At 72.1% G+C, this 19,356-nt stretch carries 22 protein-coding genes; 5 read left to right on the top strand and 17 right to left on the bottom strand.

The annotated features are described in order from the left end of the window. Positions 1 to 458 precede the first annotated feature (458 nt). Positions 459 to 1,337, top strand: a complete 879-nt coding sequence (locus IT780_RS13730) for a tyrosine recombinase XerC (protein WP_199511968.1) — start codon at positions 459 to 461, stop codon at positions 1,335 to 1,337. 63 nt (positions 1,338 to 1,400) lie between these two features. Then, positions 1,401 to 2,585: an aminotransferase class V-fold PLP-dependent enzyme gene (locus IT780_RS13725; protein WP_199511862.1), complete on the top strand. Its 1,185-nt coding sequence runs from the start codon at positions 1,401 to 1,403 to the stop codon at positions 2,583 to 2,585. 5 nt (positions 2,586 to 2,590) lie between these two features. Here the strand turns inward: IT780_RS13725 and IT780_RS13720 are convergent, their stop codons facing one another. The 14 genes from IT780_RS13720 to proS all read right to left on the bottom strand — a co-directional run bounded on the left by IT780_RS13720 (position 2,591) and on the right by proS (position 12,220). Further along, entirely contained in the window at positions 2,591 to 3,106 is a 516-nt protein-coding gene (locus IT780_RS13720; RefSeq protein WP_372443688.1) for a M23 family metallopeptidase, read from the bottom strand. Positions 3,107 to 3,164: 58 nt separating this feature from the next. Beyond that, on the bottom strand, positions 3,165 to 3,488 hold the full coding sequence (locus IT780_RS13715) for a DUF2469 domain-containing protein (protein WP_014447123.1): 324 nt from the start codon (positions 3,486 to 3,488) through the stop codon (positions 3,165 to 3,167). Next, positions 3,485 to 4,390, bottom strand: a complete 906-nt coding sequence (locus IT780_RS13710; protein WP_199511860.1) for a ribonuclease HII — start codon at positions 4,388 to 4,390, stop codon at positions 3,485 to 3,487. Before IT780_RS13710 ends, IT780_RS13715 begins: the two co-directional genes overlap by 4 nt. Then, the gene (locus IT780_RS13705) at positions 4,390 to 4,863 is read right to left on the bottom strand and encodes an NUDIX hydrolase (RefSeq protein WP_199511859.1); all 474 of its coding nucleotides are present in this window, start codon (positions 4,861 to 4,863) and stop codon (positions 4,390 to 4,392) included. The genes IT780_RS13710 and IT780_RS13705 overlap by 1 nt, the downstream gene beginning before the upstream one ends. Positions 4,864 to 4,919: 56 nt before the next feature. Continuing rightward, entirely contained in the window at positions 4,920 to 5,570 is a 651-nt protein-coding gene (gene lepB, locus IT780_RS13700; RefSeq protein ID WP_199511858.1) for a signal peptidase I, read from the bottom strand. Beyond that, positions 5,567 to 6,451 (bottom strand): signal peptidase I, encoded by an 885-nt coding sequence (gene lepB / locus IT780_RS13695; RefSeq protein ID WP_199511857.1) that lies wholly within the window; start codon positions 6,449 to 6,451, stop codon positions 5,567 to 5,569. The genes lepB (IT780_RS13700) and lepB (IT780_RS13695) overlap by 4 nt, the downstream gene beginning before the upstream one ends. A 227-nt stretch (positions 6,452 to 6,678) precedes the next feature. After that, entirely contained in the window at positions 6,679 to 7,038 is a 360-nt protein-coding gene (gene rplS, locus IT780_RS13690; RefSeq protein ID WP_199511856.1) for a 50S ribosomal protein L19, read from the bottom strand. Between the two features lie 141 nt (positions 7,039 to 7,179). Continuing rightward, positions 7,180 to 7,944 carry a tRNA (guanosine(37)-N1)-methyltransferase TrmD gene (trmD, locus tag IT780_RS13685; RefSeq protein WP_199511855.1) on the bottom strand — a complete coding sequence of 255 codons (765 nt, stop codon included), beginning with the start codon at positions 7,942 to 7,944 and terminating at the stop codon, positions 7,180 to 7,182. Positions 7,945 to 7,958: 14 nt separating this feature from the next. After that, positions 7,959 to 8,525, bottom strand: coding sequence for a ribosome maturation factor RimM (gene rimM, locus IT780_RS13680; protein ID WP_199511967.1), 567 nt, complete (start codon positions 8,523 to 8,525; stop codon positions 7,959 to 7,961). Positions 8,526 to 8,540: 15 nt separating this feature from the next. Continuing rightward, on the bottom strand, positions 8,541 to 8,798 hold the full coding sequence (locus IT780_RS13675) for an RNA-binding protein (RefSeq protein ID WP_014447131.1): 258 nt from the start codon (positions 8,796 to 8,798) through the stop codon (positions 8,541 to 8,543). Beyond that, complete coding sequence (gene rpsP / locus IT780_RS13670; protein WP_199511854.1) at positions 8,776 to 9,294, bottom strand: 30S ribosomal protein S16; 519 nt, start codon at positions 9,292 to 9,294, stop codon at positions 8,776 to 8,778. The genes IT780_RS13675 and rpsP overlap by 23 nt, the downstream gene beginning before the upstream one ends. A 194-nt stretch (positions 9,295 to 9,488) precedes the next feature. Further along, entirely contained in the window at positions 9,489 to 10,121 is a 633-nt protein-coding gene (locus tag IT780_RS13665; RefSeq protein WP_199511853.1) for a hypothetical protein, read from the bottom strand. Positions 10,122 to 10,163: 42 nt separating this feature from the next. Then, positions 10,164 to 10,817, bottom strand: a complete 654-nt coding sequence (locus IT780_RS13660; RefSeq protein ID WP_199511966.1) for a ribonuclease FAU-1 family protein — start codon at positions 10,815 to 10,817, stop codon at positions 10,164 to 10,166. Continuing rightward, positions 10,814 to 12,220 (bottom strand): proline--tRNA ligase, encoded by a 1,407-nt coding sequence (gene proS, locus IT780_RS13655; RefSeq protein WP_199511852.1) that lies wholly within the window; start codon positions 12,218 to 12,220, stop codon positions 10,814 to 10,816. Before proS ends, IT780_RS13660 begins: the two co-directional genes overlap by 4 nt. 76 nt (positions 12,221 to 12,296) lie before the next feature. On the opposite strand from proS, the gene IT780_RS13650 reads away from it, so the two are divergent. Both IT780_RS13650 and IT780_RS13645 read left to right on the top strand, forming a co-directional pair. Further along, positions 12,297 to 12,806, top strand: a complete 510-nt coding sequence (locus tag IT780_RS13650) for a SigE family RNA polymerase sigma factor (RefSeq protein ID WP_199511851.1) — start codon at positions 12,297 to 12,299, stop codon at positions 12,804 to 12,806. Then, positions 12,796 to 14,181 carry an outer membrane protein assembly factor BamB family protein gene (locus tag IT780_RS13645; RefSeq protein ID WP_199511850.1) on the top strand — a complete coding sequence of 462 codons (1,386 nt, stop codon included), beginning with the start codon at positions 12,796 to 12,798 and terminating at the stop codon, positions 14,179 to 14,181. The genes IT780_RS13650 and IT780_RS13645 overlap by 11 nt, the downstream gene beginning before the upstream one ends. On the opposite strand, the gene IT780_RS13640 is transcribed toward IT780_RS13645, so the two are convergent. From IT780_RS13640 to IT780_RS13630, 3 genes are all read right to left on the bottom strand, one after another. Beyond that, complete coding sequence (locus tag IT780_RS13640; RefSeq protein ID WP_199511849.1) at positions 14,178 to 15,254, bottom strand: amidohydrolase family protein; 1,077 nt, start codon at positions 15,252 to 15,254, stop codon at positions 14,178 to 14,180. The genes IT780_RS13645 and IT780_RS13640 overlap by 4 nt on opposite strands. Positions 15,255 to 15,395: 141 nt before the next feature. Then, positions 15,396 to 16,955 carry a signal recognition particle protein gene (gene ffh, locus IT780_RS13635; protein WP_199511848.1) on the bottom strand — a complete coding sequence of 520 codons (1,560 nt, stop codon included), beginning with the start codon at positions 16,953 to 16,955 and terminating at the stop codon, positions 15,396 to 15,398. Positions 16,956 to 17,019: 64 nt separating this feature from the next. After that, entirely contained in the window at positions 17,020 to 17,259 is a 240-nt protein-coding gene (locus tag IT780_RS13630) for a hypothetical protein (RefSeq protein ID WP_199511847.1), read from the bottom strand. Between the two features lie 271 nt (positions 17,260 to 17,530). On the opposite strand from IT780_RS13630, the gene IT780_RS13625 reads away from it, so the two are divergent. Further along, the gene (locus IT780_RS13625) at positions 17,531 to 19,345 is read left to right on the top strand and encodes a stealth family protein (protein WP_307831171.1); all 1,815 of its coding nucleotides are present in this window, start codon (positions 17,531 to 17,533) and stop codon (positions 19,343 to 19,345) included. Positions 19,346 to 19,356 lie beyond the last annotated feature (11 nt).

Here is a 19,356-nt window from a genome sequence, read left to right as displayed (position 1 = left end):
AACTGCCCGGACCCGGCGACGCCGGAGCGAAAGAACGGGCCTGATGGGGAATCATAGGCACGTGGAGCAACGCCGATGACCACCCGCGCAGCATTGGCGACGCCGCGCGACCCCGCGCGGCGCGCGAGGCTTCGCGGCGCGCAAAGCCGCAGGCAATCACGCCCCGCACACGAGGCCACAGCGAGCACCCACCCCACCGGCAGGGCGCCGGAGCCCTGCCGGCAATCGCCAAGAGCGCCGGAGGCTCGCGCGCGATCGGCGAGACCGCCGGAGGCCCGCCGGCAATCGGCGAGACCGCCGGAGGCCCGCCGGCAATCGGTAAGAGCTCCCGAGGGCCGCAGGGAATCGGTTGCGACGCCGGAGGCCCCTGGGCGATCGGTGAAGGCGCCGGGAATCCGCCAGCGATCGGTGGGGGCGCGGTGAGCACCCGGGCGACCCACGAGGCGCTGCCGCCCGTCATGCGGGAGGCCGTGGACGAGTTCGGGCTGCACCTGGCGCGCGTCGAGAACCGGTCCGCCCACACCGTCCGGGCGTACGTCGGGGATGTGGTGTCGCTGCTCGATCATGCCGTTCGGGCCGGGTGTGGCACGCCCGGTGAGCTTGACATCGCCGTGCTGCGGGGGTGGCTGGCCGAGCGGATGGCCGGCGGTGCCGCGCGGACGTCGCAGGCTCGGCGGGCCGCGGCCGCTCGGGTCTTCACCGGCTGGGCGCATCGGCGGGGGTTGGCGGCCGCCGATGTGGGGGCGCTGCTGGCCAGCCCGAAGGGGCATCGCGATCTGCCGTCGGTGTTGCGCGCCGAGCAGGCGGCCGAGCTGGTCGTCTCCGCTGCCGACCCGCATGGCGTACGGGACAGAGCGGTCCTCGAGCTGCTCTACGCGACGGGCGTACGGGTGAGCGAGCTCTGTGGCCTGGACATCGCCGACGTCGACGAGGCGCGCCGGGTGATCCGCGTGTTCGGCAAGGGCGCCAAGGAGCGGGCGGTCCCGTACGGCGTGCCGGCCCAGCGCGCCCTGGACGATTGGCTCGCGCACGGCCGCCCGAAGCTGGCGCACGGGACCAGCGGCGGCGCCCTGTTCCTCGGCGCGCGCGGTGGCCGCCTGCAGCAGACCGTCGTACGCCGGATCGTGCGCGCCGCCGCCTTGGCCGCGGGGCTGCCGCACACCAGCCCGCACGACCTGCGCCACTCGGCGGCCACGCACCTGCTGGACGGCGGCGCAGATCTGCGGGCCGTCCAGGATCTGCTGGGGCATTCCTCGCTGTCGAGCACGCAGATCTACACGCACGTGTCGACGGAACGGCTGCGGGCGGCGTTCGAGCAGGCCCACCCGCGGGCGTGACCGCGCGCCGGTGAAAAGAGAAAGATTCGCGAGGTCAGCCGCTTCGTCGCGTACGATCGCAGCGTGAGCGCCGGAGATCCGCCCCCGCCCATTCCGGGAGCGCGGCTCCTCTTCTCCATCGATCCGGGCACCGCCTATCTCAACCACGGCTCGTTCGGGGCCGTGCCGATCGGCGTGCAGCGGGCCCAGCAGCGGCTGCGCGACGAGGTCGAACGCAACCCGATGTCGTTCTTCGCCGCGCCGGGGATCATCGAGCGGATCGTCCACACCCGACGTCATCTGGCGCAGTTCATGGGCGCGGATCCGGAGGGCAGCGCGCTCGTGCCGAACACCACCGCGGGCGTCTCGCTGGTGCTGCAGTCGCTGAGGCTGCAGCCGGGCGACGAGGTGCTGCTCACCGATCACGGGTACGGCTCGAACGCCCTGGCCACCCGGCGGCAGTGCCGGCGGGACGGCGCCACCGCGCGGACCGTGGCGTTGCCCGTGGACGCCGGCGACGCCGAGATCGTGGCCCGGATCCGGGGGGCGTTGCGGCCTGGGAAGACGAAGCTGCTGATGGTCGACCAGGTGACGTCGCCGACCGCGAAGGTGCTGCCGGTGGCGGAGATCGCGGCGGCCGCCCGCGTGCACGAGATCCCGGTGTTCGTCGACGCCGCGCACGTGCCGGGCATGCTGCCGGTCGAGGTGGACCGGATCGGCGCCGACTTCTGGGTGGGCAACCTGCACAAGTGGGCGTACGCGCCGCGCGGCACTGCGCTGCTGGTCGTGGCGCCGGCCTGGCGCCGGCGCGTGGAGCCGCTGGTGGTGTCGTGGGAGCAGGACGCCGGCTTCCCGCTGTCGGTGGAATATCAGGGCACGGTGGACTACAGCCCGTGGCTCGCCGCCCCCACGGGACTCTTCACGATGCGCACGCTGGGCGTGGAGGCCGTGCGACGGCACAATGCGGCGCTGGCGGCGTACGGTCAGCGGGTTGTCGGCGAGGCGCTCGGCCTCGCGCCCTCCGACCTGCCGGACCCGGGCGCGGCGGAGGCCTCGATGCGGATCCTGCCGCTGCCGGCCGGCACCGCGACGACGCAGCCGGAGGCGCATCTGCTGCGCCAGCGCATCGCGGAGAAGCTGGCAACCGAGGTGGCGGTGAACGCGTGGGGCGGCCGCGGGTGGCTGCGGCTGAGCGCCCAGGTCTACAACCGCGCGGAGGAATACGACCGCCTCGCGGAACGCCTGCCCGAGCTGCTCGCCGACGAGTAGGCGGATCACAGCGGGAGCAGGCGGACCCGCCCGGCGCCGAGCAGGGTCAGCGGGTCGAGGTAGTCGTCACCGCGCCGCAGACCCCAGTGCAGGCAGGCGTGCGACGGGCATCCCGGATGGCCCGGCGCGAGCGTGCCCAGTTGCTGCCCCGCGGAGACCACATCGCCGACGTGCAGTGGCCCGGTCGACACCGGCTCGTACGTGGTGCGCAGCCCACCGGGGTGGGCGACGCTCACCACTCCCCGCCCGGCGATCCTGCCGACGAAGACGACCGTGCCCGCCGCCGCGGCCCGGACCGGGGTGCCCGGCGGCGCCGCCAGGTCGACGCCGCGGTGACCGGCCTGCCACGGGTGCGGCGGGGGGTCGAAACGGCGGGTCACCTGGGGGTCGGCGACCGGCCACGTGGCGGTCAGGGACAGCAGGATCGACAGCAGGAAAGCCATGCCCGGCATCGTGCCGGATCCGGCCGGACGCCGCGGGAGGCCTGTGGAAAACCCCGGCGGCGGGGGGCCTGTGGACAACCCCCAGCCGCGGAAGGCCTGTGGAAAACCCCGGCGGCAGGAGGCCTGTGGATAACCCCTAGCCGCCGAAGCCGGCGTCGTCCGGCAGGGAGATGTCGGGCTTCTCCAGCTCCTCGACGTTGACGTCCTTGAAGGTCATCACGCGGACGTTCTTCACGAAGCGGGCGGGACGGTACATGTCCCAGACCCAGGCGTCGTGCATCTCCACCTCGAAGTAGACCTCGCCGTCCGAGTTACGCACGTGCAGATCCACCTGGTTGGCCAGGTAGAAGCGGCGTTCCGTCTCCACCACGTACGAGAACTGGCGGACGATGTCGCGGTACTCCCGGTAGAGCTGCAGCTCCATCTCGGTCTCGTACTTCTCGAGATCCTCTGCGCTCATCGCTTCTCGCCCTCCATGGCCTCATCTTCCCCCACCGGCACCGGCGGCCGAGGCTGCTCGCCCGACGCCACGCCGACGGTACCCTCCAGCGCGGCCTCCAGCATCAGCGGCTCGGCGGAAGCACCACCCGCACCCCCAAGCGAAGCGCCCCCCAGCGAAGCGTCGAGGGGCACAGCGCCGACGAGCGGGGCGTCGAAGAGCGACGGCACAGCCGGAACGGAAGCGGGCCGCCGAGCCCGCGGCGGACGGTTCACCCGCCCGGAAGCCGTCGCCACGTTCACATACGAGAACCGGTGCTCCACGCACGGCCCGTGGGTGCTCAGAGCAGCGCTGTGCTCGTCGGTGATGTAGCCCTTGTGCACCGCGAACCCGTAGTGCGGGAACTGCCCGTCCAGCTCGACCATCAGCCGGTCCCTGGTGACCTTGGCCAGCACGCTCGCCGCCGCGACGCACGCCGCGACGCGGTCGCCCTTCCAGACCGCGAGGCCGGGGGCGCCGAGGCCGTCGACCGGGAAGCCGTCGGTGAGCACGTAATCCGGGGTGGTGGTCAGCGAGGCCAGCGCGCGGCGCATCGCGGCCAGGTTGCAGACGTGCAGGCCGCGGGCGTCGACCTCGGCCGGCGGGACGATCACGACGGACCAGGTCAGGGCGCGCTTGACGACCTCGTCGTAGACGCGTTCGCGGGCGGCCGGGGTGAGGAGCTTGGAGTCGGCGAGCTCGTCGATCTCGCCGCGCCGGCCCTCGGGCAGGATGACCGCGCCGGCCACGAGCGGCCCGGCGCAGGCGCCGCGGCCGGCCTCGTCGGCGCCGGCCACGTTGCGGAAACCGCGGCGCTGCAGCGCCCGCTCGAGGGCGTAGAGGCCGCCTTCGCGGCGGACGACGGTGCGCGGCGGAGCGAGCATCAGAGGCCTCCCGACGGTACGCCCTGAGCCGCGCACCGCCGCAGCAGGCCCGCGAGCCCGGCCGGGTAGATCTCCTCGTCCGAGGTCTCGATCTCGGCGATGGTCCACCAGCGGTGCCCGATGATGCTGAGGCGCTCGTCGGCGTCGAGACCGGCGTCGTCGATGGTCCATTCGGGCGGCCGGTACGCGAAGAAGTCCTGTGCCTGCCGGTACAGCCGCGCGTTGAAGCTGAACTCGGTCACCTCGCTGTGCACCGGCTCGCCGAGGTCGGCGGGGTCCACGCGCAGGCCGGTCTCCTCGAACAGCTCCCGGGCGGCCCCCTGAGCGGGTGTCTCGCCGTCGTCGAGGCCGCCGCCGGGGGTGAGCCACCAGTGCCGTCCGGGCTGGGCCGGGTCGCCGCCGTGGAGCAGCAGCGTGCGCCCGGCGGCGTCGATCAGGAGCACCCGCGCGGCGCGCCGCTCGATGTACGTCACCCGCCCAGCCTATTGCGCCGGACGTCGATCTTGAGCCGGGGTCCGGGCGCGGGTGGCTACTTGGCGGGCGCCGCGTCCGGGATGGCGTCGAACTGGTCGGGTACCGGCAGCCAGGTGGCGCGGTTGACCGGCCAGAAGATGGTGAAGGCGCGCCCGACCACGGAGTCGGCCTTGATCGTGGCCTCCTCGATGTTCTCCGTCTGCTCCCAGTGCTCCAGGGAGTCGCCGGAGGCGGAGCGGTGGTCGCCCATCACCCACAGCCGGCCCTTCGGCACGGTGATGTCGAACGGCTCGTCGGCGGCGGGGTCCTGGTTGCCCTGCTCGTCCTTGTGGATGTACGGCTCGTCGAGCGAGTGGCCGTTGATCATCAGCCGCTGCTGGGCGTCGCAGCAGACCAGGTGGTCGCCGCCGACGCCGATGATGCGCTTGATGAAGTCCTCGCCCTCGGTGCCGCTCTGCCAGTCGGTCGGCGCCTTGAAGACGATGATCTCGCCGCGGCGGGGGTCGCGGAAGTCGTACACGAGCTTGTTGACCAGCACCCGGTCCCAGATGTTGAGCGTGTGCTCCATCGACGGCGACGGGATGTAGAAGGTCTGCAGGACGAAGGCGCGTACCAGAAAGGCGACGAGGATCGCCACGCCCAGCAGGATGGGCAGCTCGCGCCAGAAGGACCCACGGCGCTTCTCGCCGGTCTGCTCGTCAATCACGAACGGAGCCTACGTCGCCGCGGCCGTAACCACAGTCCGGAACGCGCGGATACGCCGACACTTAAGAGGAACGGCAGCATTGCCGTCGTGGTGACCGGATCGGGCCCACGGGCCGGTTCGGCGCCGAGCGGAGGGGCCCCCACGGGATGCGCGGACGCGTACGCCTTCCAGTTGTCGGGGACGGTGAGGCTGGTGAAGCGGCTGGTGGGCCACACGACGACGAACGCGCGCCCGATCACGTTGTCGATCGGCACCGGGCCCTGGCACCGCGCGTCCTGGGAGACGAGCCGGTGGTCGCCCATGACGAACATCTCACCCGCGGGGACGGTGACCTCGGCGAAACGCCGGCTGCTGCACTGACGCGGGTTCGGCGGCTGGTCGAGCGGGGAGTTCTCCTCGACGTACGGCTCGTCGATCGGCTCGCCGTTGACGGTGATGCGGCCCTTGTCGTCGCAGCACGCCACCTTGTCGCCGGGAAGCCCGATGACCCGCTTGATGAAGTCGCGTTCACCCGGGCGGCTGACGCCGACGAGGTCGCCGATCGTGCGGCCGAGCTTGGCGCCGAAGGTGTTGCTGATGGGCTGCGTGGGCTGCTCGGGGGCCCAGTTGTCGGTGCCGCGGAACACCACGATCTCGCCGCGGATCGGGTCGCGCATGTCGTAGACGACCTTGTTGACCAGGACCCGGTCGCCGACGAGGAGCGTGTTCTCCATCGAGCCGGACGGGATGAAGAACGCCTGGACCAGGAAGGTACGGATGAGCACGGCCAGGCAGAACGCCACCACGAGCAGCAGCGGGAGCTCCTGCCACAACGGCATCTCCTTGCGCCGGATCACCCGCCCGCGGCGCCGCCCGGAGGAGGCGCCCCGGTACCCCTGCATCGGTTCCACGCTACGTTTCTCCCGCCGCCGTCCGGGCCGACCCGCCCCGGATACAGCACTACCGCCCGGCCGGCGCCTTGCGGGGCGCTGTCGGGCGGTAGTGCGAATGGCCTACCGGCGCGGCGATCGCCGTGCCGGCGCTGATCCCATCCGTCACTGGCGCAAGCGTAGTTCGCCCGCGCAGCAAACGTCAGTCCGAGTGAATACGGCCCGGACCGGTACGGGGTTCAGCTGACGGTCTGCTTCTCGCGGAGCTCCTTGATCTTGGCCTTCTTGCCGCGGAGCTCGCGCAGGTAGTAGAGCTTCGCGCGACGCACGTCACCGCGGGTCACGACCTCGATGCGGTCGATCTGCGGGCTGTGGAGCGGGTACGTACGCTCGACGCCGACACCGAAGCTGATCTTGCGAACCTTGAAGGTCTCCCGCAGGCCACCACCCTGGCGGCTGATCACGACGCCCTGGAAGACCTGGACGCGGGAACGGTTACCTTCGACGACCCGGGCGTGCACGCGCAGCGTGTCACCGGCGCGGAAGTCGGGAATGTCGGTGCGCTGCGACTGGAGGTCGAGATCGTCCAGCGTGTTCATCGCTGCATCCTCGTGCTACTCAATGCGCACCGGGAGTTCGATGCGCGAATGGGTGATTCTGATCTTCCCCGGGTTGTCTTTCCTGACTGCGAGGAGGATCCTCGTCCGTCCGCCACGGCGTGGGGACGAACGGCAACCTCACTACTTTGCCACACCCGGCCCCGGGATCCGAAATCCGCCCTCCTCGAGCGCGGCCCGGTCCTTCTTGTCGAGCTTCTCCGCGGGATAGGCCTCGAACAGGTCGGGCCGCCGGGAGGCCGTACGCAGCAGCGACTGCTCGCGCCGCCACCGGGCGATCCGCCCGTGGTCGCCGGAGCGCAGCACCTCAGGCACGTCCAGGCCCCGCCACGACGCCGGCTTCGTGTAGACGGGCGCCTCCAGCAGCCCGGCCGCATGCGACTCCTCGGTGAGCGAATCGGCGTTGCCGAGCACCCCGGGCAGCAGCCGGGTGACCGCCTCCAGGATCACGATGACCGCGACCTCGCCGCCGAAGAGCACGTAGTCGCCTAGGGACACCTCGCGGACCGGCATGCGGGTGGCAGCGTCGTCGATGACCCGCTGATCGATGCCCTCGTAACGGCCGCACGCGAAGACGAGGTGGTCGAGCGCCGCGAGGTCGTGCGCGTCCGCCTGGGTGAACGGGCGGCCCACCGGAGAGGGCACCACGAGCGTCGCGGACGGCGACGCCACGGAGGAGAGCGCCGCGGCCCACGGCTCGGGGCGCATGACCATGCCGGGGCCGCCACCGTACGGGGTGTCGTCGACGGTGCGATGCACGTCGGAGGTCCACGTCCGCAGATCGTGCACGGACAGGTCGAGGATCCCGGCGCCGCGGGCCTTGCCGATCAGCGACAGGTCCAGCGGCGAGAAGTATTCCGGGAAGATGGAGATGACGTCGACGCGCACGGCGGGGAACCCTCTTAGAGGTCGAGCAGGCCCTCGGGCAGGTCGACGACGACGCGGCCGCCGGCCAGGTCGACGGTCGGCACGATCTGGCTGACGAACGGGATGAGCGCGGTGCCGCCGGCGGCCTTCTTCAGGACGATGAGGTCGGAGGCGGGCGCGTGGTCGATGCGGTCGACCACGCCGAGCTCGGCGCCGTCGACGGAGACCACCGACAGCCCGATGAGCTGGTGGTCGTTGAACTCGTCCGGGTCGTCCGGGGGCTCGACGTCGGCGCTGTCGACCTGCAGCAGAACGCCGCGCAGCTCCTCGGCGACGTTGCGGTCGTGCACGCCCTCGAACTGGGCGATGACCCGGCCCTGGTGCCAGCGCAGCGACTCGAGGGTCAGCTTGTCCGGCACCTGGTAACGCGCCCCCTGCGGGGCGGCGGTCGCCGGACCGGTGCTCACCCGGCGGTCCCGGGGGACCTCGGTCGTGAACACCGCTCCAGCGACGAATCTCGCCTCTGGATCATCGGTCCGGACGGTCACGAGGACCTCCCCACGGATGCCGTGGGGCTTACCGATCTGACCGACTACCAGCAGCATCGCGGACGACGATCAGTACGCGTCGACGATGTCGACGCGGATGCCGCGCCCACCGATCGACCCGATGACCTGACGCAGCGCCTTGGCCGTCCGCCCGCCACGCCCGATGACCGTTCCCAGGTCCTCGGGGTGCACACGGACCTCGAGCCGCTTGCCGCGGCGCGAGTCGACCAGCCGCACCCGGACGTCGTCCGGGTTGTCGACGATGCCCTTGACGAGGTGCTCCAGCGCGGGCCGGAGCGCCCCGTCAGCTCGCGTCGGCGCCGGCACCGGCCGGGTCCTCTGCGGTCTCGGCGACGGCCTCGCGGTTGGGCTCGGCCGGGTCGACGGCCTTGGTCTGCGCCGGCTTGGCCTCGGCGGCCTCGGGCGCGGCGGCGACCTTGGTGGCCTTCTTGGCGGGCTTGGCGGCCGGGGTGTCGGCGACGCCGGCGGCGGCCTTGGCCTCTGCCTCGTACGCGGCCTGGCGGTTGGCCTTCTCCGGCGCGACGAGCAGCGGCGGCGGGGCCGGGAGGCCCTTGAACTGCTGCCAGTCGCCGGTCTTCTCGAGGATGCGCTGCACGGCCTCGCTCGGCTGGGCGCCGACCGAGAGCCAGTACTGCACGCGCTCGCTCTTGACCTCGATGACCGACGGGTCATGCTTGGGCTGGTAGATGCCCACGTACTCGATGGCACGGCCGTCGCGCTTGGTGCGCGAGTCCGCGACGACGATGCGGTACTGCGGGTTGCGGATCTTGCCCATCCGCAGGAGCCGGATCTTTACGGCCACGGTTGTTTCGCTCCTGATGATTACGTGGGTGAGCCGACGGAACCCACGTGGGGATGCGGGACCGATGTCTCTGAACTGGTTAGGTTCGTGGACTGGCAACGCGATCAGGGTTAGAGGGCGCCTCACGCGTGCCGGATACCAGCTAGCCATTCTGCCAGACGACCCGTCCGCGCTCCCAATCGGGCCGGAAACGCTCAGCCCAGCCGCCGCAGCGAGCTGCGCACGCCGTCGCCGAGAGCGCGCAGGGCCAGGTCGGCGGCGAGGTCGTCGGCCACGACGAGCTGCAGGTCGATGGTCAGGTTGGAGTCCCGGGCCGCGACCTGGAAGGAACCGTCGCCGTCCTGGACCGCGAAGGCCTCTTCGCCGAGGCTCGCCACGTCCCGGACGTCCTTCGGCGCGAAATAGGACCCGGAGGCCTGGCTGCGGTCCATCGAGAAATACAGCTGCGCCACGGGCGCATAGGGGTACCGCGTGACGGTCATCTCACCCATCGCGCGCTGGGTGACGCCGTCAGCGCCGGTGATGGCGAACCGGCAGCGGCGCTGGACTCCCTCACCGGGGGTCTCACCCTCGAAGGGACGGTCCGTGGGCGGATCGATCGGTCCCGGCAGCGCCGTGAAGATCGGCTGGACGTCCACCGCGGGGCAGATGTCGCCGGCGAGCGCCGGGTAGCGGGCCTCGGCCAGGCCGCGGCCGGCCTGGTAGGCGTACGCCACACCGGCGAGCAGGGGAAGCAGGGCGAGCCAGGAGAGGGTACGGCGGGGCGGGCGCGAGATCGGGTCCCAGCCGGCCAGCACGTCCGCGGCAACGGGGGATGGTGCGGTCACCGGGGCAGCGTACGGATCTTGGGCGGGTGACGCTGTCCCGTTTCAGGCGCGGGGAACGGGCGGGCGGTCCCAGCCCTCGGGCACCACCGTGGGCACGGGCCACGACGGGTCCGGGCGGAAGTCCGTCCACGTCCCGTCGAACGGGAACTCCCCCGCCTCGATCAGCTTGATCACGCGCAGGCCCTCGGCGCGTACGGCGGCCTCGTCGTGGACCCAGTAGTGGGCGGGGAAGGCGAGGCGCTCGGCGAACTCGTCCTCGTCCTTCCACTCCCAGGTGCGGTCCGGGCGTACCACGATGTCGAGGTCCTGATCGATGACGTCCACGCCGGCGAGGTGGCCGTCGTCCCAGCGCAGGGCGCGCTCCTCCAGGTTCACGTACCAGTTCTTGAAGCGGTCCTCGTCGTCGCGGAAGAACCAGACCGAGTGGTCGGCGTCCCGCGGGATGAACTTGAGCAGGCTCGGGCCCTGCCAGGTGGCCGGGACCACGCGGTAGCTCAGCCCGATCCACTCTTCGAACGGCATGTCGCGGATGCCACGGCCGTCGGTGGCCACCTCGACGACCACCGCCGAGCCGCGGGCCAGCCAGAGCAGCAGCCCGCGCTCGTCGTCGGAGATCACCCGGCAGGGGCGTACGGACGCGAGCCGCGGCCCGTCGACGTTGCGGTAGAGGACCGTGCGGCCCGGGGCGAACATCAGTACGCGCGCGCCAGGATCGCCTGCACGTCCGGCTCTTCGTCGGACTCGGGCACGGAGCCGTCCGGGCGCAGCAGGCAGCGGACGGTGACCGCCTTGCCGTTCGCCTCGGCCTCGCCCTCGGTGCCGACCGCGGACCACGGCACCCGAGCCCAGCCGGTCTGCGCGGCCTCGATGGCCTCACCCAGGGTCTTCACGTCGACCGTGCGCTCCTCGCGGTGCGCCAGCGCGGCGTCGAACAGCCGCTGCTGGTCCTCGTCGAGGGCCCGGGTCACCAGGCCGGCCACCTCGGCCAGCGCCACCGGGGTCTTGGTGCCGTCGACGCGCCGGGCCACCACGGCGTTGCCCGCGGCCAGGTCGCGGGGGCCGACCTCGATGCGCACCGGGATGCCCTGCAGCTCGGCGTCGACCGCCCGGCGCCCGAACGGCACGTCGGCGCGGTCGTCGAGCTTCACCCGTACGCCCGCGGCCTTGAGCTCGTCACGCAGCTTGACCGCCGCCTCGGTGACGCCCTCGCCGGCCTTGACCACCATGATCTGGGCCTGCACCGGCGCCAGCCGGGGCGGCAGCCGCAGCCCGCTGTCGTCGCCGTGCACCATGATCAGGCCGCCGATCATGCGGGTGGTGCTGCCCCACGAGGTGGTCCAGGCGTGCTCGACGGCGCCGGCCTGCGACGTGTACGTGATGTCGAACGCCTTGGCGAAGTTCTGCCCGAGCTCGTGCGAGGTGCCCATCTGCAGGGCCTTGCCGTCGCCCATCATGGCTTCGAGGGTCATGGTGTTGGTGGCGCCGGCGAAGCGCTCGCCCTTGGTCTTGCGGCCCGGGACGACCGGGATGGCCAGCAGGTTGACCATGAAGTCCTCGTAGACCGAGTGCAGGATGCGGCGCGCGTAGTCGCGGGCGTCCTGCTCGGTGGCGTGCGCGGTGTGCCCCTCCTGCCAGAGGAACTCGGTCGTGCGCAGGAACGTGCGCGGCCGCAGCTCCCAGCGCACCACGTTGGCCCACTGGTTGAGCAGCAGCGGCAGGTCCCGGTACGAGTCGATCCACTTGGCCATGAACTCGCCGAAGATCGTCTCGCTGGTGGGGCGCACCACGATCGGCTCGGCCAGCTCCTTGCCGCCGGCGTGGGTGACCACCGCGAGCTCCGGCGAGAAGCCCTCGACGTGCTGCGCCTCACGGCTCAGGTAGCTCTCCGGGATGAACAGCGGGAAGTACGCGTTCTGCGCGTCGGCTTCCTTGATCCGGGCGTCCATCTCGGCCTGCATGCGCTCCCAGATCGCGTACGCCGCCGGGCGGATCACCATCGTGCCGCGGACCGGGCCGTTGTCGGCCATCCGGGCCTTGGAGATCAGGTCCTGGTACCAGCGGGGGAAGTCCTCCGCACGGGGAGTGAGCACGCGAGCCATGAGGCAGCATCCTAGCCGCGTCCCCCGCAACCATCCGGGCGGGCATCCCGTGTCCTGTGGATGAGAGGCGGTGCTCATGACACCAGGAACGGGGGACGCGTTCGACGCGTTCTACCGCGACACGTCCCGGCGCCTGCTGCGATACGCGTACGGCCTGACCGGTGACCCCGCCGAAGCCCAGGATCTGGTGCAGGAGGCGTACGCGCGGGCGTGGCAGCGCTGGCGGCGGCTGGCGGCGTACGAGGACCCGGAGGCGTGGCTGCGGCTCGTGGTGAACCGGCTGTCGACGGACCGGTGGCGACGGCTGGGCGTACGGCGTACCCATGCGGCGACCGCACCGGCGCCGGTGGCCCCGCCGTCGGAGGACACCGTGCTGCTCGTCCGCGCCATGCGCACACTGCCCGCGGCGCACCGGCGCGCGCTCGCTCTGCACTACCTGCTCGACCGCTCGGTCGCCGACATCGCCGCCGAGACCGGGGCGTCGACGGGCACGGTGAAGTCGTGGCTGGCCCGTGGCCGGGCCGGCCTCGCCGTCGCGCTCGGGGCCGCACCCGCCGTACCCGAAGGAGCGCGCAATGCCCGCTGACCTGGATCAGATGTTCGCGGCGCTCGGCCGGGACGCCGACGCCGTGCCGCTGGCGGCTCCGGATGCCGCGCGGCGCCGCGGCGTCCAGCGCAGCCGCACGCGGGTGCTGGGGGCCGCGGTCGCGTTGGTCGCCGTGATGGGAGCCAGTGCCGGCATCTCGGCGGTACGGGACGCGCCGACGCCTCCCGCGGTGAGCCACGGCGGCCCGCTCGCCGAGGTCGGTTCACCCATCGCGTACGAGTCCGAGGCACGCATCACCCTGTCCGCTGCCGACGCCGACCGCGCGTACGCGGCCTGGGAGGACCACACCGGCGGGATCCACGTGGTCGCCGCGGAGCTGCACACCGGGGCCACGGCCTGGCCCGAGCGGTCCCTGGGCCGGTTCGCGGGGCTCGGAGCGCTGGTCGCGGTCCCGCAGGCCCTGGTGGTGACGGTGGAGCACGGCGGTGACCTCACCGGGAAGCGGTCGGCGTACGTCCTCGACCCGGCGTCGGGCCGGGAACGCTGGCACGTCGCGTCCACCGCCGCCGACGAGTTCCTCTACACCGGCGCGGGGCTCGTCACGGTGTCGGGGCAGACCGGCCTGACCCAGGCGTTCGACTGGGTCACCGGCGCACGCCTCTGGACGGCGGCGCCCGCAACCGACCGGATCGTCCGCACGGCCGCCATGCCCACCCCCGACGACTTCCTGGTCCAGGTCACCGAGGCACGGCAACTGCTGGTCCGGGACCTGCGCACGGGCCGGGTGCTCCGGGAGTTGGAAGGCGCACCGTCCCCGGAGGCCTATCTGGTCGCGTCCGGCGGCACGCTCTACAGCGCGGAGAACGACGAGGGCGCCTCGTACGTCATCCGGGCCACGGACGTGACCCGCGAATCGCCGTCCCGGACCATCTTCACGGGCCCGGAGCAGCGCCGGGTGACCAGCATGGCGATGTGCGGCCCGGCGCGGCTGTGCCTGCTCGACGACTCGGACGCCGGCGGTGAACCGTTCCTCCCGGACGGCACGAACACCGCGCTCACCGCCCTGTCCGTTCCGGACGGGCGCAAGGCCTGGCGGATGGCCGCACCCCACCATGCCCAGACGATCGAGGCGCGGGACGGCCGGATCCTGGTCGGCGGCGGCGAGGGCGGGTACGCCCTGCACGACGCGCAGGGCACGCGGGTGTGGCGCGACCTGGCGCCGGCCGGCTGGCTCACCGACGACAAGCTGATCACCCTGCCGGTCGACGGGGTGCTGAGCGCTGTCTCGGCCACCGACGGGCGGGCACGGGTGATGGGCGGTGTTCCGGTCGATCCGGCGACGTGTGCGCGTACGGCCGACCGGCTGGCCTGCGCGACCCCGACGAGCCTGCGGCTGTGGGAGCTGCCGGGCTAGCGGACGACACAGCCCTTCAGGACGATCCGCTGCGGGGCGCGGACCACGCGCAGGTCGGCGCGCGGGTCCTCGGCGTAGACGACCAGGTCGGCGAGCCCGCCCTCGACCAGCCCGGGGAACCCGAGCCATTCCCGGGCTCGCCACGAGGCCGCCGCGAGGACGTCCTCGGCGGGGATGCCGGCCTCGTGCAGCAGCAGCATCTCCTCGGCGGCGAGGCCGTGCCGGATGCTCCCGCCCGCGTCGGTGCCCACGTAGATCGGCACCCCGGCCTCGTGCGCGGCGGCCACCACCGACGGGAACCGGTCACGCAGGGAGATCATGTGGTCGGCGTACCCGGGGAACTTGGCCCGGGCCTGATCGGCGATGCCGCCGAACGTCCGGATGTTGATCATCGTGGGCACCAGCGCGGTCCCCCGCCGGGCCATCTCGTCGATCAGGTCCAGCGACAGCCCGGTGCCGTGCTCCACCGAGTCGACGCCCGCCCGCACCATCTGCGCCACGGCCTCCTCGGAGAACGTGTGCACGGCGGCCCGCGCCCCGGCGGCGTGCGCGGCCTCCACCGCGGCGGCCATCGTCGCGGCGTCCCACGAGGGCGCCAGGTCACCGACGGACCGGTCGATCCAGTCGCCGACGAGCTTCACCCACCCGGTGCCGGCCTTCGCCTGCGCGGTGACGGTGTCCACCACCTCGGCGGCGTCCACCTCGATGCCGATGTCGCGCAGATAGCGCCGGGTCGGCGCGACGTGCCGGCCGGCCCGCACCAGACGCGGGATCTCCGGCTCGTCGTCCAGCTCCGGATACGGGTACGGCGACCCGGCGTCCCGCAGCGCCAGCACCCCGGAGTCCCGATCCTTGGCGGCCAGCTCCCGGGCCTCGCCGACGCTCTCGATGGGCGTGGCGCCGTACCGGATGCCGAGGTGGCAGTGCGCGTCCACGAGACCGGGCACGATCCACCCCTCGGCGGCGACGGTCTGCGCCCCGGCGACCGGCTCGTACGTCACCCGGTCGCCGACCAGCCACAGATCCCGGAGCTCACCCTCGGGCAGAACGACGCCGCGCACATGCAAAGCCATGCGTCAGTCCTACCGGATGAGCGGTCACTCCCGCTCGCGGGACCGCTCCAGCAGGGCCTGCCGCCGGGCGGTCAGCGCGGGCAGATCGAGGGTCACCGGAAACGCAGCCTACTAGACATGAGACTACTCGTCGCCTGACTATCAGCGCTTGTCGTCGTCGCGCTTGGGGTTGGAGAGTTTGTTGAAGTCGAGCTTCGGGAGCTTGAAGCCCGGCGGCATCCCCTGGCCGCCCGCCAGCGCGCTCGGGTCCATGCCCGGCGGCAGCTGCGGCATGCCGCCCGGGAAGCCCGCCGGCATGCCGGCGCCACCCACGCGGGGCCGGTTGCCGCCCTTGGTGCCCTTGCGCTTGTTCTTCGGGCTCTTGGTGGCCTTGCGCCGCCCGGCGCCGGGCAGGCCCATCATGCCGCCCATCTGCTTCATCATCTTCTGCGCGTCGGCGAAGCGGTTGAGCAGCTGGTTGACGTCCATGACCGTCACGCCGGAGCCGTTGGCGATGCGGGCGCGGCGGGAGCCGTTGATGATCTTCGGGTTGGTGCGCTCGGCGGGGGTCATCGAGCGGATGATCGCGGTGACCCGGTCGAAGTGGCTGTCGTCGAGCTCGGCCAGCTGGTCCTTCATCTGGCCCATGCCCGGCATCATGCCGAGGATGTTGGCGATCGGGCCCATCCGGCGCACGGCGATGAGCTGGTCGAGGAAGTCCTCCAGGGTGAACTGCTCGCCACCGAGCAGCTTGGAGGTCATCTTCTCCTTCTGATCCTCGTCGAAGGCCTGCTCGGCCTGCTCGATGAGGGTCAGCACGTCGCCCATGCCGAGGATGCGGCTGGCCATCCGGTCGGGGTGGAAGACGTCGAAGTCCTCGAGCTTCTCGCCCGTGGACGCGAAGAGGATCGGCTGGCCGGTGACGTGGCGCACCGACAGGGCCGCGCCGCCGCGGGCGTCGCCGTCGAGCTTCGACAGGACCACGCCGGTGATGCCGACGCCGTCGCGGAAGGCCTCGGCCGTGGTGACCGCGTCCTGGCCGACCATCGCGTCGATGACGAAGACGACCTCGTCGGGGTCGACCGCGTCGCGGATGTCGCGGGCCTGCTGCATCATCTCGGCGTCGATGCCGAGGCGGCCGGCGGTGTCGACGATGACGATGTCCTTGGCGGTGCGCCGGGCGTGCTCGATCGAGTCGCGGGCCACCTGCACCGGGTTGCCGACGCCGTTGCCGGGCTCGGGGGCGTACACGTCGACGCCGGCCCGGCCGGCCAGGACCTGGAGCTGGTTGACCGCGTTGGGCCGCTGCAGGTCGGCCGCGACCAGCAGCGGCTGGTGGCCCTGGCCCTTGAGCCAGCGCGAGAGCTTGCCGGCGAGCGTGGTCTTACCGGAACCCTGCAGGCCGGCCAGCATGATCACGGTCGGCGGCTGCTTGGCGAACTGCAGCCGCCGGCCCTCGCCGCCGAGGATGCCGATGAGCTCCTCGTGAACGATCTTGATGATCTGCTGGGCGGGGTTGAGCGCCTGGGAGACCTCCGCCCCGCGGGCGCGCTCCTTGAGGTTGGCGATGAACGCCTTGACCACCGGCAGCGCGACGTCCGCCTCGAGCAGCGCGAGACGGATCTCGCGCGCGGTGGCGTCGATGTCGGCGTCGGTGAGCCGCCCCTTGCCCCGGAGCTTGGTGAAGATCCCGGAGAGGCGGTCGCTCAAGGTGTCAAACACGGCACAACTTCCCGTTGGTCGGTAGGGAGGAGATGCCAGCAAGCCTAGCCGCCCGCCGGAACCCTCACCGGTTGCGCATCCGGTACGTCTTCGCCGCCGCCTCGATCCGCCGCTGGGTCCGCGTTCCCGGGGCGAGCCCCTTCTTCGCCCTGCCGTACAGGTAGACGCCGCCGCCGACCACGATCGCGCCCACGATCAGGTACGAGAGCGCGCCGACCAGCACGTGCAGGAGCGCTATCGCGACCCAGCCCACGACGATCACTCCGGCGATCATCGCCACCAGATATGCCACTGCCTTGCCCATGTCGTCCTCCTCGGGGTGCCCGTTGTCCACCATGCGCCCCGCGCGCAAGCCGGCGCATCAGGGCGGCCCCGTAGGGGTGGGACCCGGCCGTTCCGCCGCGCCACGCCGGTGAACCGCGGTATACCGCTGATATCAGGCGTTACTCGGCATAGCACAGATGTCCGGAAAGCCCACATCGACCGCAACCAACCGGCAGATACCTCCGTTGAGGCTCAGGAACCGGGCGGCTGACCGATCGGCCCCGAACGACATCCGGCGGAAGGACGACCTCGTGCCTCTACGGCGGATCCTGCGAATGGCGCCCTGGGAGGTCCGCTCCCGCGTCCTGCGCAGCATGCAGTACCGGGTGCTCCCCCGAGTCGCCGAAGAACGGCGCCTCAGCGTGGCGCGCCGGCTCGTCCTGCTCTCCCCGCCACCGCGGCTGCCGTTCAGCCGCCGGCGGGACGACGGGCCGACCATGCGCGTCCGTACGGCCCGGGGCCGCGTGACGGCCCGGCGTGACCCGGCGGCCAGCCCGGTGGGCGTACGCCGGCAGAACCTCGACCGGGTCGTCGCCGCGCTCGACGAGGCCGGCATCGAGTGGTTCCGCATCCCCACCCGGGCGTTGCGCACCACCGCGGTGGCCGTACGCGCCACCGACCGCCCCGCCGTGGCCCGGCTGCTCGGGGACCTGACCGCCACCACCGACGGCCGGCTCGACGTCGTGAAACCGCGCCGGGCCAAGCCGGGTGCCGCCGACGTGGTGAAGGCGTCGTGGCCGGTCACCGACCCGGACGGCAGCCTCCTGCTCGGCGCCGAGCTGGGGTGCGAGATCGAGTTCTGGGTCGAGCGGGACGGCATGCTCGCCGGGCCGCGCCGCAACCCGATCGCCGACGTCATCGCGCTCGAGGAGCCGGTGGTGAACGCCCCGGAGCCGGCGTTCGGCCCGTTCAGCTCCCCCGCCGACCGGACCCCGTACCGGACCCGGCAGATCTTCACGCTGCCCAGCCCGGACCGGATCGGCTTCCCGATCGACGTGGTCTACACCTGGGTCGACGGCGGCGACCCGCAGTGGCAGGCCCGCAAGGCCGCCGCGCTCACGGAGAACGGGTGGCTGGACGAGGCGAGCAAGCTCGCCTGCAACGACTCCCGGTACACCTCCCGGGACGAGCTGCGCTACTCGCTGCGGTCGCTGCACTGCTTTGCGCCCTGGGTGAACCACATCTACCTGGTCACCGACGATCAGGTGCCGGAGTGGCTGGACACCTCGCACCCGGGGATCACCCTGGTCAGCCACCGGGAGATCTTCGGCGACACCGGCCGGCTGCCCACCTTCAACTCCCAGGCGATCGAGTCGCGGCTGCATCGCATCCCGGGCCTGAGCGAGCACTTCCTCTACCTCAACGACGACGTGTTCCTGGGCCGGCCGGTCGCGCCGGACCTCTTCTTCACCCCGGGCGGGCTGACCCGCTTCTTCCCGTCGAACGCCCAGGTCGACTCGGCCCCGCGCCGCCCGGACGACCCGCCGGCGGACTCGGCCGGCAAGAACAACCGGGAGCTCATCCGTACGGCGTTCGGCCGGGTGCTGACCCGCAAGATGATGCACACCCCGCACCCGTCGCGGCGCAGCGTCATCGCCGAGATCGAACAGCGCTTCGGCGAGTACGTCGAGGCGACCGCCTCGCACCAGTTCCGCCACCCCGACGACATCTCGCTGCTGTCGTCGCTGCAGCAGTACTACGCGTACCTGACGGGGCGGGCGGCGCCGGGGACCATCGCGTACGCGTACGCGAACCTGGCCAGCCCGGCGACCCCGTTCCGGCTCGCCGGCATGTTGCGCCACCGCGACCTCGACGCGTTCTGCCTCAACGACACCGACTCCGACGCGGCCATCGCGGCCGAGCAGGCGGCGCTGCTCAACGAGTTCCTGCCCGCGTACCTGCCGTTCGCGTCGCCGTACGAGCTGACCGGCCCGCGCCGCGCGCCCGCCGCCGTCCTGACCCAGGTCGACCGTGGCCCGGCTCTCGCATCCGAGCGGGCGCCGGAGATCGCCGTGCCGGCCCAGCCGGCCGGCGGTCCGGCCGCCACCAATTCGCCCGTCGCCTGACGGGCCCTGCA

Source organism: Nucisporomicrobium flavum (genome assembly GCF_016464385.1).
In the GTDB taxonomy this organism is placed as follows: Bacteria; Actinomycetota; Actinomycetes; order Mycobacteriales; family Micromonosporaceae; genus Actinoplanes; species Actinoplanes flavus_A.
Note: the sequence above shows the minus strand (reverse complement) of the source record. Positions and strands in the feature narration are given on the sequence as shown.

Excerpts from the sequence above, each read along its gene's own strand:
- IT780_RS13730 (WP_199511968.1), top strand. The coding sequence starts at position 459 with ATGCGGGAGGCCGTGGACGAGTTCGGGCTGCACCTGGCGCGCGTCGAG.
- IT780_RS13715 (WP_014447123.1), bottom strand. The coding sequence starts at position 3,488 with ATGAGCGCAGAGGATCTCGAGAAGTACGAGACCGAGATGGAGCTGCAG.
- IT780_RS13710 (WP_199511860.1), bottom strand. The coding sequence starts at position 4,390 with ATGCTCGCTCCGCCGCGCACCGTCGTCCGCCGCGAAGGCGGCCTCTAC.
- lepB (WP_199511857.1), bottom strand. The coding sequence starts at position 6,451 with ATGCAGGGGTACCGGGGCGCCTCCTCCGGGCGGCGCCGCGGGCGGGTG.
- rplS (WP_199511856.1), bottom strand. The coding sequence starts at position 7,038 with ATGAACACGCTGGACGATCTCGACCTCCAGTCGCAGCGCACCGACATT.
- proS (WP_199511852.1), bottom strand. The coding sequence starts at position 12,220 with ATGGCTCGCGTGCTCACTCCCCGTGCGGAGGACTTCCCCCGCTGGTAC.
- IT780_RS13650 (WP_199511851.1), top strand. The coding sequence starts at position 12,297 with ATGACACCAGGAACGGGGGACGCGTTCGACGCGTTCTACCGCGACACG.
- IT780_RS13645 (WP_199511850.1), top strand. The coding sequence starts at position 12,796 with ATGCCCGCTGACCTGGATCAGATGTTCGCGGCGCTCGGCCGGGACGCC.
- IT780_RS13640 (WP_199511849.1), bottom strand. The coding sequence starts at position 15,254 with ATGGCTTTGCATGTGCGCGGCGTCGTTCTGCCCGAGGGTGAGCTCCGG.
- IT780_RS13630 (WP_199511847.1), bottom strand. The coding sequence starts at position 17,259 with ATGGGCAAGGCAGTGGCATATCTGGTGGCGATGATCGCCGGAGTGATC.